Here is a 12,961-nt window from a genome sequence, read left to right as displayed (position 1 = left end):
GTAACCGTCCGGTAATCCCCACATTCAAAAACTGATGTCGCTACTGCATCGTGTTCTTTTGCTAAGGAGAACACCATGCGATACCAACGACGAGACGTTAATACCTGGCTGGCGCTTTTCGAACGTCAGGAACAAAGTGGATTATCAGCGGTGGCGTTCTGCCGTCAGCATCAGATAAACATTCAGACGTTTTATGCCAGACGCAGTGACATCCGGCTTCAGCGAACCAGCAATAAGTTTGTTCACGTTAAGCGCGAAGTCACCACGTTCGAATCCCGTATTGAAGATGACCCGCAGACCCTTTCGCTTGAATGCGCTGCTTCGACATTGCGCATACCCGCCAATGTCAGCCCACAGTGGTTAGCCGACCTGATGAAGGCGCTGAACGAATGAAGATGTTCGTCGAGCCTTCTGACATTTATCTTTATCTGGATAATGTCGACTTCCGTAAATCCATCAACGGCCTGATTGTCGTGGTGGAACAGCAGATGGAATTGAATCCGTTCCGGGATGCGTTGTTTGTGTTCTGCAATAAAAAGCGGGATAAACTGAAGGTGTTGTACTGGGATAAAACTGGCTTTGCCCTGTGGTATAAGCGCCTGGAGAAGCATCGCTTCAAATGGCCATCAGACACTGAATTACAGCACATGCACCTGAGTGAGCAGCAGTTGCAGTGGCTATTGTCGGGCTTTGATGTGATAGGCCATTCGCCATTGAACTACACGGCTTCCGGCTTATAACCGGTGATCATAAGTAGCATTTATCGATCACGAAATAGTCTGAATAACATCAGGTAATCAGTACCTTAATCGGCGATAATAGTCTTATGAACGAAGAAGATTATCAACGCCGCATCGCTGAACTGGAGCAGCAGCTCCGGGAATTGAATAACCGGTATCAATACCTGGAAGAGCAGTTCCGTATCGCACAGCAAAAACAGTTTGGCAAAAGTACTGAAGGCCACCCTGGTCAGGGTGAGCTGTTTAATGAGGCGGAAGAACTGACTGCCGATGTTGAAACGCCAGAGCAGGAAACCATCAGCTATACACGCAATAAACCTAAGCGTAAACCACTGCCTGAGGACTTGCCGCGTGAAGTCATCGTTCACGATATCCCTGATGAAGATAAAGTCTGTGGTTGCTGCGCTGGCACACTGCACTGCATCGGTGAAGATAAGTCTGAGAAACTTCAGTTCATTCCTGCTCAGGTGAAAGTGATTGAGCATGTACGTCCGAAATATGCGTGCCGTACCTGCGAAAAAGAGGGTATCAGCAATACGGTTAAACAAGCGCCGGTACCTCACAGCGTTATCCCTAAAGGCTATGCAACACCCAGCTTGTTAAGCCAGATAATCACCAGCAAATATCAGTATGGTCTGCCACTTTACCGGCAGGAAGCCATGTTCAAACAGCATGGCATCGAACTCAGCCGTAAAACCATGGCAGACTGGATAATCCGTTGCGCTGAGTTATTTAAACCGCTTTATGACCAGCTTCATCAACATCTGCTAAAGCAACCGGTTATCCAGGCGGATGAAACCACGCTGAAGGTTGTCGATTCTGACAAAGCGACCAGTTACATGTGGCTGTATGCCACCGGTGCAGATTCACCGCAAGCGACCATTACCGGCTCGTCAACACCCAATATCGTACTGTACGATTATCACAATAGTCGTGCGGGGCGATGTGCCGTGGACTTCCTTGATGGTTATAGCGGCTATCTGCAAGTGGATGGCTATCAGGGCTACGAACAAACGCAGGCCACCTTAGTCGGCTGCTGGGCCCATGCGAGACGCAAGTTCATGGAAGCGAAAAAAGGCGCTGGCAGTAAAGGCAGTGGCAAAGCCGACTGGGCACTGAACCACATACAGAAGCTCTACCGTGTCGAGACGCAGTTAAAAGAAGAAACCGCAGCAACCCGCTATGCACAACGACAAGAAAAAAGCCTGCCGTTGCTTAATCAGTTTGAAGCCTGGCTGATAAAATCAGCCCAACAGGTATTACCGAAAACAAAACTCGGCGAGGCAATACAGTATTGCCTTAATCAATGGCATAAACTGGTTCGTTACACACTCGATGGCCAGCTCACCATCGACAATAACCGCGCAGAGCGAGCCATTAAACCGTTCGTCATCGGCAGAAAAAACTGGCTGTTCAGCCAGACCGCAACCGGTGCCAATGCCAGCGCCATCCTCTACAGCATCATTGAAACAGCGAAGGCTAACGACCTCAATGCGTTCGATTATGTCATGGCCTGCCTGGAGCAGCTCAGCAAACCCGAAACCGGTATCGAGCAACATCTACCATGGCAGTTTGCAAAACGATAGGTGGGATTAGCGGACGCTTACCTTTCTTTTGTATTACCCTGAAAGAAAACCAGCATTCCATCTCCATTAAAACTCCGAACTGCTCCTCCTAAAGAGTTGGCTAAGGTGACAATTGTATGGAAGTAAACCATATGCAACTTAGCTGTCGTGACACGATTATGACTACTAAGAAGTCGGGTTGAGCCTCTCATGTCAATATATAGTACTGTGGCGGTGAATCTTAGTCCTGTATTCCCAAAAGTAAGCCGAGAGTCTTCAATATCAGGGACTATCGAAACATCGGTAACATCGAATGAATTGTCTATAACCTCCGAGGCTTTGTTTTCTATATCTTTTTTCATACTCAATGCGTTCTATCCTTAATCGCCCACGCCAAAATCGGTGTGATTACAGCACTAATCGTCAGCCAACTTGCAATTTTAAATATAATAAATTTTCTTCTGGCAATAACTGAATTTGCAATTATCTGTTTAGCTATCATAAGTTCTAGTTGATTACTTTTATGATCTTGAATGTCCGCAGCGCATGCTAGGGCTTCCAAGTACTTTTTTGGTGTGTATTTGCTCACATGATCAAAATACAAAAGATTGTCGGTTTTTTCATCGGGAGAAGATAACTTAAATAACCAAGGTATATCTAACGAAGGTGAAAATGAAATCAACAGCAAAACCATGCTTGCTATTAGCATGAAAATAACGGCAACAAGATATAGAAGCAATACAAGTGCTTCGTTCTCGATTCCGGTAAGAAATCTAATGATCCCAAAGACCATAACGCCGTTAGCTGCCAAAAGAGTTGCACTCTTCGTTTCGGCGTAGCGAAGCCAGTTATTCACATTCTCGAAGGCGCTGTTAAGTTTATCTTCCACTAATTTTTACTCTGGTCTTCTAACGCCGCCAGCAGAGGCGCGAAGCGTCCTGCTGACTGGCCTTGTTATGTTTTTTCTTTACACGATGACTATCACTACAATAATGAAGAAGAGTAAGGTGGCTACTACTAGGAACGAATTAACCACTTGCATAGTTGCAAAGCGCCTAACCAGTTCAATCTTATATTTAGCTCTCAGATTACGGAAAACAACACCATCGTTGAGAGTTAACGAACGAACGCATGAGAGACATCCCAGTAGTAAAAATATATAGAGGCCAACTTCAATGAGCATAAGCCCAGATATAAATAGGTTTGGTTCTTTGTTTACCAGTAAAATAATCGTCATGCCCAGCATTATAGAAATATGACTTATAGACGCGGAAGCTCTAGTTTGTATAGAGCTGAGCCACATAGAGAAAAATTCTACTTTACCGTCCATGCCATCTGGTGAAACTAAATACTTCGCTTCATAGCTGAGAGAGTTTCGTATTAACGTGACATCAGTAAGCGAATATACCACCTTAAGCAACAAACGATCACATTGCCTATATATTTTTTTGGGAAGATCATGCATTCAGAATATCCATTTTCAAACATAACAGTCTACTCACCCCAAACTTGTCCAGATTCACCAGACCAGTGTGGAGTACCTTTTTCTGTTTAAAAAGTAAACACTGAGCGAAAACACCCTTTGAGTCAAGCGCCTATGCGTTGTCGTTTTTCAGCAGCAGGCACAAATACGACAAAATGTATTGTATTCCGATTAACATTGCGGAATGAGAATCTCATCCTCAGTACAGTTACTCAATGTCCATTACCCAATTAGCCTGGTTTCTTTTTAAAGAAGTGAGGCTATATGCAATCAGCATTTCTCCAAGGTCTTTATGACTTTATGATGCTCAAGCGCTATGCAAAGCGAAGCATCAAAACTTATTTATACTGGGTCACAGACTTCTTACGCTTTCACAAATATCTCCATCCAAACAGTATGGATGTTACGCATGTTGAAGCATATCTTACTCACCTTTCTACGCGCAGAGGGTCGTCGCAATCTACGCAAGCAACAGCGCTTAATGCGCTGGTGTTCTTGTTTAATAAATATCTTGAGCAACCACTACCAGAAAAGATGAACTTCGTCGGCAGTGGTAAAGAACGCAAATTACCGGTTGTGCTTACACAGTCAGAGGTAAAAGCACTCTTATCGCGAATAGATGACAGGCATTATCTTTCTGCAGCCATGTTGTACGGAAGCGGACTTCGGCTAATGGAATGCGTTCGGTTGCGGGTTGGTGATATCGACTTTCATTATAAATGTGTACGGATATGGTTTGGAAAAGGTGGAAAACACCGAGTTGCCACACTCTCTGAATCGTTGTTACCGCTTTTACAAAATCAAATTCAGAAAGCTGAAACCATGCTGGCAAGAGACCTACAGGTGCCTGAATTTGCCGGTGCCTGGATTCCAGAAGGATTGAGAAAGAAATATCGTGACAGAAACAGAACGCTGGAATGGCAGTATTTGTTCCCTTCACATAAGTTAAGTATCGATCCAGAAAGCAACGTGCTCAGACGACATCACGTTGATGAAAAGCAGGTACAACGCGCAGTTGCGAAAGGGGCTACTGAAGCCAAAATTTTGAAGCATGTCACACCACACACATTACGCCATTCTTTTGCTACCCATTTACTGCAGTCAGGCGCAGATATTCGCACTGTGCAAGACCAGCTAGGACACGCCGATGTTCGTACCACACAAATTTACACGCATATTCTTCAGCAGGGCGCAAATGGTGTGATAAGCCCGCTTTCAAATCTAATCTTGTAGTCTCAATAACAAAAAAGGGCCCGCAGGCCCTTTTGTAAAGTACGTTGATTGCGATTAAACGCGCTCGAACACGGTAGCAATGCCCTGACCTAAGCCAATACACATGGTGGCGAGCCCCAGTGTTTTGTCGTTAGATTCCATTAGGTTTAACAGGGTGGTGCTGATACGAGAACCAGAGCAACCCAGCGGGTGACCTAGTGCAATGGCGCCGCCGTTCAGGTTTACCTTATCGTCGTAGTTTTCCAGCCAGCCTAGCTGTTTAATACAAGACAAGGCTTGTGCGGCAAAGGCTTCGTTGAACTCAGCAATTTCGATGTCATCCATGCTAAGGCCGGCACGTTGCAGTGCTTTTTTCGTGGCTGGCACGGGGCCATAACCCATGATAGCTGCGTCGCAACCTGCAACGGCCATTGCACGAATTTTTGCTCGCGGTGTGAGACCAAGGGCTTTGGCCTTATCTGCCGACATTAACAGCATGGCAGATGCACCATCTGAAATAGCCGAAGCGGTACCGGCAGTAACAGAACCATTTACCGGGTCGAACACCGGGCGTAGGCCCGATAACGTTTCAACGGTGGTTTCCGGGCGAATTACTTCATCGTAATCAATTAGCTTAAGCACGCCGTCGGCATCGTGACCTTCGGTAGCAACAATCTCGTTGGCCCAGCGGCCTTCAACGTGGGCTTTATGCGCTAACTGATGCGAACGGGCGGCAAAGGCATCCTGCATTTCACGGCTAATGCCATTTTGGCGACCCAGCAATTCGGCTGTCATACCCATATTGCCAGAGGCTTTCGCCGTGTATTTTGCCAACGCAGGGTGGAAGTCCAGGTTGTAAGTCATTGGTACGTGGCCCATGTGTTCCACACCACCAATCATGTATACGTCACCGCGACCACTCATAATACCGCTGGTGGCATCGTGCAGAGCCTGCATCGATGAACCACAAAGACGGTTTACCGTTACCGCCGCGGTAGAGCGGGGTAAATCGGTGAGTAACTGCGCATTCCGAGCAATATTGAAGCCTTGTTCTTTGGTTTGCTGAACACAACCCCAAATTATGTCTTCAACTTCGGCTGGGTCTAAGTTGGGATTACGCTTAACAAGCGCAGTCATTAGGTGTGCAGACAAAGACTCTGCACGTACATTTCTGAATACGCCACCTTTGGAACGACCCATAGGTGTGCGGACTGCATCTACGATTACTACATCTTTCATATTCTTCTCCCTGGGTCGTTACGCGAAATACGATTTGCCGTCAGCGGCCATCTGGCGCACGCCGTCGGTGATCTGGTAAATAGGACCAAGGTGGGCGTACTTGTCGGCAAGCGCCACGAACTTGTCCAGTCCCATGGTTTCGATGTAACGGAAAATACCGCCGCGGAACGGTGGGAAGCCCAAGCCATAAAGCAGCGCCATATCGGCTTCTGCCGCACTGGCAACAATGCCTTCTTCCAGGCAGCGAATCGCTTCATTGGCCATAGGAATCATCAAACGGGCGATAATTTCTTCTTTATCGAAAGATTGACCGTCAGCGCTGTGTGGCTTGATGAGTGCGTAGGCCTCGTCGGCCGCTTCTTTGCTTGGACGACCGCGCTTATCGGTGCCGAAGTTGTAAAAGCCTTTTTTGTTTTTCTGGCCTAAACGCGATGCTTCATAAAGCAGCGTAACGGGGTCGTTATCCACCTTCGCCATGCGCTCTGGAATGCCTTCGGCCATTACGCTGGCCGCATGATCGGCGGTATCCATACCTACAACATCAAGCAGGTAAGCCGGGCCCATTGGCCAACCAAAGTCTTTCTCCATTACTTTGTCTACGGCAACGAAGTCGGCACCATCGAGGACCAGCTTGCTGAAACCAGCAAAGTAGGGGAACAGTACGCGGTTTACCAGGAATCCCGGACAGTCGTTTACGACAATCGGGGTTTTGCCCATTTTCAATGTGGTGGCAACCACGGCATTGATGGTGTCTTCGGTAGTATTCTCGCCACGGATGATTTCTACCAGTGGCATGCGGTGTACGGGGTTAAAGAAGTGCATACCGCAGAAACGCTCTGGCTTACTGAGGTTTTTAGCTAATTGATTAATAGAGATTGTCGAGGTGTTCGAACAAATAATGGCATCGTCTGCCACCACTTCTTCTGTTTCTTTCAGCACGATGCCTTTAACTTTCGGGTTTTCGACAACGGCTTCGATAATAACATCAGCATCTTTAATCGCGCTGTACTCAAGTGACGGCGTAATAGCATTCAGCGTGGCAGCCATTTTCTTCGCGTCTACCTTGCCAAGCTCCATGCCTTTGTTGAGAATTTTTGCTGCTTCGCTTAAACCTAAGTCCAGTGCCGCGGTATTGATATCTTTCATTACCACAGGTACGCCTTTTGAGGCGCTTTGATAAGCAATACCGCCCCCCATGATGCCAGCACCGAGTACCGCGTTTTGCTTCACTTCTTTGGTGGCGGCTTTGGCCATTTTCTTGCCTTTGCCTTTCACCAGCTGGTCGGCCAGGAAAATGCCGATTTGCGCTGTGGCCGCATCGGTTTTCGCCAGTTTAACAAAGCCTTCGTTCTCTAGTTTCAGTGCTCCGTCGCGGTCGAGACCAGCGGCGTTTTTCACGGTTTCTACCATCATGTGAGGTGCTGGGTAGTGTTTACCCGCTTTGGCTGCAACGAAAGCTTGTGCAGTAGAGAAGCTCATCATGGCTTCGTTCTGGTTTAATTGCAGTGGCGCTTTTTTCGAAGCACGACGTGACTGCCAATCGAGTTTGCCGGCAGCGGCGTCAGCTACCATCGATACCGCAGCGTCGAGTAATTTTTCTGGAGCTACAACCGCATCAACCGCGCCTTCGTTTAATGCTTGCGGACCTTTACGGTCTTTGCCGGTAGTCATCCATTCCAGCGCGTTGTCTGAGCCAATCAAGCGGGGTAGTCTAACGGTACCGCCAAAGCCTGGCATCAGGCCGAGTTTCACTTCTGGTAAACCAATAGATGCGGTGGTATCAACAACACGGAAATCACAGGCTAACGCCATCTCGCAGCCGCCGCCCAGGGCGAAACCATTCACCGCAGCGATGGTTGGGAAGGGGAGATCTTCAAAGCGATCGAATACCTGAGAGGTGTTAGCAACCCAGCCGAGTACTTCTTCTTCGGGCTGTTCGAACATGGCAGTGAATTCGGTGATATCGGCACCCACGATGAATGCGGATTTGCCGCTGCGTACTACCGCAGCTTTAATACCGCCGTGTGAGGCCATGGCTACAGTGGCTTCGTCGAGCTCTGCCACGGTTTGGCGATCAAACTTGTTTACTGATCCCGGGGCATCAAATACCAGTTCAGCAATTCCGTCATCTGACAGGGAAACCGTCAGACTTTTGCCTTCGTATATCATTCTCGTCTCCTTCGGCTTTAGCGAGGGTGTCAGTGTTTTAACAACCGATTGTGCAACAAATCGTCTCATCGGATGTCTTAGACTAACTGTTAGGGTGGCCTGATTGTGACAATGCCACGAAAAATTTCAACAAAAATTCAAACAAGCGTTTAAATTTTTTTGTAAGTGGCGATGCGGAGCACAAAAATCAAGCTCGAATTCGCATTGTCAGGTTGTATAATGGTTACAGAATTGGGTGTACGCCAGCGGTTATTTACTTTTTTGGGTTGTTTTTTGTTCATTTTAACCCCTTTCGCTGGCTGTATTTCTGTCATTCACTCGTTTGGCTGGATGGTTTTCAATGCAGGTATTCGCGTTTACACGCATGAAATGTCTCACGTTTTCTTCCCTTGCTCTGGTTAGCTGGCTGAGTGTATTTGCGTGCAAAGCAAGCGCGCAGGACACAACCGAGTTAGCGGCACAGCGAGCCCAATTTATTGCGCTCGAAAAGCAGCTTGGTCGTGCAAGTCGGCAAAAAGTGAAACAGCTTGAAGACGAGGTTGAAGCCTTGTCTTCTTATCCTCTTTATCCGTATCTATTGCGTCAGCAAATTGATCAACGCATGGATATGGCTCACCGCGACGATATCGAAGCGTTCTTACTGAATTATCACAATCAGCCGTTTACCTATGGTCTGCGTGGTCGCTGGTTGCGCTATTTAGCTAAACATAACGAGAAAAAAGCGTTCCTGGCGAATTACCGCGATGGCATGGGCACCACCATTACCTGTCAGTATCTGCAGTATCAATTACAAGATGCCGCCCAGCCAGACTACTGGCTTGATAAAGTCGAACCACTCTGGCTGGCAGGCGACTCGCAACCCGATGAATGCGACCCGGTATTTCGTCGCTGGCAGAAAGCGGGCAGGCTAACCGATGACCTCATACTCGGCCGTATCGAAAAAGCCGCTTTGGTAGGCAACCCGAAACTGGTGCCTTATCTGAAAGGCAAGTTGCCGTTGTCTAAACATTACTTAGCCGATCTGTGGTTGCAAATTCGTACCTCATCTTCGCTGGTATTAAAGAAGTCGCGCTTCCCACTTAAGAACAAACAAATAGAAAGTAAAATGCTGGCGTACGGCATGGAGAAGCTGGGTTGGAAAGACCCTAAGGCAGCAATTAAAGCCTGGTATTTGTGGCAGCCCTACAATGTGTTTTCAAAGCAGCAGTATATCGATGTTAGCCGGGCTATTGCGCTGAGTTTAGCCATAGGCGACGAACCCGAGGCGGATGAATGGCTGAAGCGGGCAGATATCGACGGTGCTGCAGAAGACGTGAAACGCTGGCATATGTCTTATTTGCTGCGCCATGAGCGCTGGCAGGATGTACTGGATTTAATTGCACAAGCGCCAGCAACGATTCAGCAAGATGAAGCATATCGTTACTGGGAAGCTCGCAGTTTAGAAGCGCTTGGGTTACCCGAACAGGCTGAAGAGCGTTACCGAAAACTGGCTGGCGAAAGGCACTATTACGGCTTTATGGCTAGCGCCCGGGTGAATCAGCAGCCCACTTTGCGGCATGCCGAAACCCCTCGCAGCGACGAAACCATTGCGATGATCGCCAACCGACCAGCGGCCAAACGGGCAAAAGAGTTCCTGGAACTCGGACGGTTAATCGATGCCCGACGTGAGTGGCATTATATGGTGACATCGTTGGAAACCTCACAGGTGAAAGATGCAGCCTTATTGGCTAACGAGTGGGGCTGGTTTGATCAGGCAATAATCAGTTTTACGCAAAGTGGGTTTATGGATGACGTTGAGAAACGTTTTCCCATGGCGTATGCCGATCGCTTTAACGATGTGGGTCGCACGTTTGATATTCAGCCCGCCTTTGCCATGGCCATCGCACGTCGAGAAAGTTCCTTCATGGTAGACGCCGTTTCGCCAACCGGTGCCCGCGGTTTGATGCAACTGATGCCAGGTACAGCCCGTTACATTGCTGAGAAAAAAGTGTCATCGGATGAACTTTTCGATGCCGATCAGAATGTGCATTTTGGAGTGCAGTACTTACGCTACCTAATGGATAAAATGGGCGATAATCCGGTGCTGGTTTCCGCATCTTACAATGCGGGATGGCGCCGGGTAATGAAGTGGCTTCCGGAAGGGAAGACCATGGAAACCGATATCTGGATCGACACCATTCCCTATAAAGAAACCCGAAATTACGTTAAAGCGGTAATGGCGTATCGCTATATCTACGAACATCAAATGGGTGAATCTTCTGGTATTTTTGAGAAGCTAGCGCGCTCAGCCATTCCTCCTGTAGATGGCCTGATGGGGCCGGGCAGCGCGTCTGGTAGCACGTTCGCCCCAAAATAAGATCTCCCCACCCGTTTTTCACGTTATCTTCGGCGTGATAAGCTAAATGTTATAATTATTTCAACGCGATTGCCCCGTTAGTGCGAACTGACGAGGGTACACGCGAGACAGAACCAGAGGTTTTATGACCACATTCGCCGATACTTACAAGGATCACATCGCCACCCTTCAAAGCCGCACGTTAGAAGCGCTTCAGCGGGAAGGACTTGATGGTCTTGTTATCCACGCAGGCCAACCAAAAAGGCTGTTTCTCGATGATAACGATTATCCGTTTAAGGTGAATCCGCATTTTAAAGCCTGGGTGCCGGTGGTCGATAATCCGAACTGTTGGCTGGTGGTAAATGGCCGTGATAAACCAAAGCTAATTTTTTACCGTCCAGTGGATTTCTGGCATAAGGTTCCCCCCGAGCCGAATGACTTCTGGACAGAAGAATTTGATATCGTGCTACTTAAGCAGGCAGATGCCGTTGAAAAGCATTTGCCTTACGATAAGAAGAATTACGCCTATGTGGGCGAATATATTGAAGTGGCTCAGGCCCTCGGCTTTAACATTGTGAATCCAGACCGGGCGTTGAACTACCTGCATTTTCAACGGGCCTATAAAACCGATTATGAAATGGCGTGTATGCGTCGTGCCAATGAATTGGCAGTGAAAGGCCACCAGGCCGCCCGGAATGCTTTCATGGCGGGAGAGAGCGAGTTTGCTATTAAACAAGCCTACAATAGTGCTGCTCGTCACGGCGACAACGATTTACCGTATAACAGCATTGTGGCATTAAACGAGCACGCTTCGGTATTGCATTACATGCATTGCGATTTAGATGCCCCAACAGACTCTCGTTCATTCTTAATTGACGCGGGTGCGTCGTTTCATGGTTATGCTGCCGATATCACCCGCACGTACAGTCGCTCTGATGCCCGTTTTGAAGATTTGATCCGCCGCGTCGACCACATCACAGTAACACTAGCAAATGCGTTGAAGCCCGGCGTGGCCTATACCGATATTCATTTGCTTGCCCACGATGGCATTGCTCAGGTACTTCACGACGTAGGCATTATTAACATGCAGCCGCAGGATGCAGTGGATGCGGGTATTACTGCACCGTTTTTCCCGCATGGTATTGGGCACTTCCTCGGATTGCAAGTACACGATGTGGGTGGTTTAGTGGCCGACGATCGCGGCACACCCAAACCGGCACCAGAAGCGCATCCGTTCTTACGTTGTACCCGCTTGGTAGAAGCTCGTCAGGTGTTCACTATTGAGCCAGGATTGTATTTCATCGACAGTTTGCTTGCAGATTTGAAATCTAGCGAGAATTCGAAATATATAAATTGGGATGTAGTAGACCAGTATCGTCCGTTTGGCGGCATACGTATTGAGGACAATATCATTGTTCATCGTGACAAAAACGAGAATATGACCCGTGATCTCGGATTAAACTAATAACGATGATCGCAACAGATCATTGCGTTATAAACGACACCGGCTATTGCATGTTTGCCGCACTAGCCGGTTTTTTATTGGCGTGAATAAATTTGTGCCGGAGCATTAAGTTGTTTTACGACGCTTCAACATTATGCCAGCCATGCCAGCGAGCAGGATTGCCAGACTAGCGGGCTCTGATACGCTGACCACCTGATTCACTACAAAGTTATCGTAGCCCACACGATTTTGCGGGCCCTGCGCCATGAAGGTAACAAAGCTCACATTTTCAAACGCCGCACCTAAGCTTAAGGTGGTGAAGGCGTTGAAGGTGAAGTCGGCACCATTGAAGCGTTCCATGCCCGTCATCACGCCATTGGCGTCGAACCCTCTAACAAACAGTACACCCGCCATATTTGAGCCATCCAGATAACCGCTGGAAAAATCGAAAGCGCTGAGTGAAAACGCCGATTGGTCGACAGCGTTCATCCGCATAAAAGACATCATACCGGCGCCAGCCCAATCAATAAGATGAACGGTGCCATTGCTCGCGACTAGGGGAATATCATTCATGGCTGTACCCAAAGTCATGGATTGCCCCATTTCGGTAAACACGAAGTTGTCGGCGATCACCAGATCGTTTGGAAACAGGTTGTTTGAGTTAGTATTAAAATTGATGATGTCTGCAAATGCGAAATTGCAAATCAAACAGAAGAGAATGGTCAATTTCTTCATAATCCTTACCTCTTTAATAATATCCGTATTAAAAACCGA

At 47.8% G+C, this 12,961-nt stretch carries 11 protein-coding genes; 6 read left to right on the top strand and 5 right to left on the bottom strand.

Annotation, left to right across the window (positions count from 1 at the left end):
• The first annotated feature begins 75 nt into the window (after positions 1–75).
• The 3 genes from tnpA (at position 76) to tnpC (ending at position 2,326) form a co-directional block, all read left to right on the top strand.
• Positions 76–393: an IS66 family insertion sequence element accessory protein TnpA gene (tnpA, locus tag BFC18_RS10770; protein ID WP_070125566.1), complete on the top strand. Its 318-nt coding sequence runs from the start codon at positions 76–78 to the stop codon at positions 391–393.
• Positions 390–740, top strand: a complete 351-nt coding sequence (gene tnpB, locus BFC18_RS10765; RefSeq protein ID WP_070125565.1) for an IS66 family insertion sequence element accessory protein TnpB — start codon at positions 390–392, stop codon at positions 738–740. Before tnpA ends, tnpB begins: the two co-directional genes overlap by 4 nt.
• Before the next feature lie 86 nt (positions 741–826).
• The gene (gene tnpC, locus BFC18_RS10760) at positions 827–2,326 is read left to right on the top strand and encodes an IS66 family transposase (RefSeq protein WP_070125564.1); all 1,500 of its coding nucleotides are present in this window, start codon (positions 827–829) and stop codon (positions 2,324–2,326) included.
• Positions 2,327–2,343: 17 nt separating this feature from the next.
• Here the strand turns inward: tnpC and BFC18_RS10755 are convergent, their stop codons facing one another.
• Complete coding sequence (locus BFC18_RS10755; protein WP_070125563.1) at positions 2,344–2,667, bottom strand: adenylate/guanylate cyclase domain-containing protein; 324 nt, start codon at positions 2,665–2,667, stop codon at positions 2,344–2,346.
• Positions 2,668–2,669: 2 nt separating this feature from the next.
• On the bottom strand, positions 2,670–3,194 hold the full coding sequence (locus BFC18_RS10750; protein ID WP_070125562.1) for a Pycsar system effector family protein: 525 nt from the start codon (positions 3,192–3,194) through the stop codon (positions 2,670–2,672).
• An 858-nt stretch (positions 3,195–4,052) separates the two neighbouring features.
• Here BFC18_RS10750 and BFC18_RS10740 point away from each other — a divergent pair.
• Positions 4,053–5,021, top strand: coding sequence for an integron integrase (locus BFC18_RS10740; protein ID WP_070125560.1), 969 nt, complete (start codon positions 4,053–4,055; stop codon positions 5,019–5,021).
• Between the two features lie 54 nt (positions 5,022–5,075).
• On the opposite strand, the gene fadA is transcribed toward BFC18_RS10740, so the two are convergent.
• Together fadA and fadB are read right to left on the bottom strand one after the other, a co-directional pair.
• The gene (fadA, locus tag BFC18_RS10735) at positions 5,076–6,239 is read right to left on the bottom strand and encodes an acetyl-CoA C-acyltransferase FadA (protein ID WP_070125559.1); all 1,164 of its coding nucleotides are present in this window, start codon (positions 6,237–6,239) and stop codon (positions 5,076–5,078) included.
• 18 nt (positions 6,240–6,257) lie between these two features.
• Positions 6,258–8,408, bottom strand: a complete 2,151-nt coding sequence (fadB, locus tag BFC18_RS10730) for a fatty acid oxidation complex subunit alpha FadB (RefSeq protein WP_070125558.1) — start codon at positions 8,406–8,408, stop codon at positions 6,258–6,260.
• A 340-nt stretch (positions 8,409–8,748) separates the two neighbouring features.
• Here fadB and BFC18_RS10725 point away from each other — a divergent pair, with 340 nt between their 5' ends.
• Both BFC18_RS10725 and pepQ read left to right on the top strand, forming a co-directional pair.
• The gene (locus tag BFC18_RS10725) at positions 8,749–10,764 is read left to right on the top strand and encodes a transglycosylase SLT domain-containing protein (protein ID WP_070125557.1); all 2,016 of its coding nucleotides are present in this window, start codon (positions 8,749–8,751) and stop codon (positions 10,762–10,764) included.
• A 124-nt stretch (positions 10,765–10,888) separates the two neighbouring features.
• Positions 10,889–12,208 (top strand): Xaa-Pro dipeptidase, encoded by a 1,320-nt coding sequence (gene pepQ, locus BFC18_RS10720; protein WP_070125556.1) that lies wholly within the window; start codon positions 10,889–10,891, stop codon positions 12,206–12,208.
• Between the two features lie 105 nt (positions 12,209–12,313).
• Here pepQ and BFC18_RS10715 read toward each other — a convergent pair whose 3' ends face one another.
• Positions 12,314–12,922, bottom strand: a complete 609-nt coding sequence (locus BFC18_RS10715; protein ID WP_070125555.1) for a PEP-CTERM sorting domain-containing protein — start codon at positions 12,920–12,922, stop codon at positions 12,314–12,316.
• Positions 12,923–12,961 lie beyond the last annotated feature (39 nt).

Source organism: Alteromonas confluentis, from assembly GCF_001757105.1.
Classification (GTDB): domain Bacteria; phylum Pseudomonadota; class Gammaproteobacteria; order Enterobacterales; family Alteromonadaceae; genus Alteromonas; species Alteromonas confluentis.
This window is presented reverse-complemented; position numbering and strand designations above follow the sequence as displayed.

What these genes read in the sequence shown, in the direction of transcription:
- tnpC (WP_070125564.1), top strand. Translation starts at nt 827, where the DNA reads ATGAACGAAGAAGATTATCAACGCCGCATCGCTGAACTGGAGCAGCAG.
- BFC18_RS10725 (WP_070125557.1), top strand. Translation starts at nt 8,749, where the DNA reads ATGCAGGTATTCGCGTTTACACGCATGAAATGTCTCACGTTTTCTTCC.
- fadB (WP_070125558.1), bottom strand. Translation starts at nt 8,408, where the DNA reads ATGATATACGAAGGCAAAAGTCTGACGGTTTCCCTGTCAGATGACGGA.
- tnpA (WP_070125566.1), top strand. Translation starts at nt 76, where the DNA reads ATGCGATACCAACGACGAGACGTTAATACCTGGCTGGCGCTTTTCGAA.
- BFC18_RS10755 (WP_070125563.1), bottom strand. Translation starts at nt 2,667, where the DNA reads ATGAAAAAAGATATAGAAAACAAAGCCTCGGAGGTTATAGACAATTCA.
- fadA (WP_070125559.1), bottom strand. Translation starts at nt 6,239, where the DNA reads ATGAAAGATGTAGTAATCGTAGATGCAGTCCGCACACCTATGGGTCGT.
- tnpB (WP_070125565.1), top strand. Translation starts at nt 390, where the DNA reads ATGAAGATGTTCGTCGAGCCTTCTGACATTTATCTTTATCTGGATAAT.
- pepQ (WP_070125556.1), top strand. Translation starts at nt 10,889, where the DNA reads ATGACCACATTCGCCGATACTTACAAGGATCACATCGCCACCCTTCAA.
- BFC18_RS10715 (WP_070125555.1), bottom strand. Translation starts at nt 12,922, where the DNA reads ATGAAGAAATTGACCATTCTCTTCTGTTTGATTTGCAATTTCGCATTT.
- BFC18_RS10740 (WP_070125560.1), top strand. Translation starts at nt 4,053, where the DNA reads ATGCAATCAGCATTTCTCCAAGGTCTTTATGACTTTATGATGCTCAAG.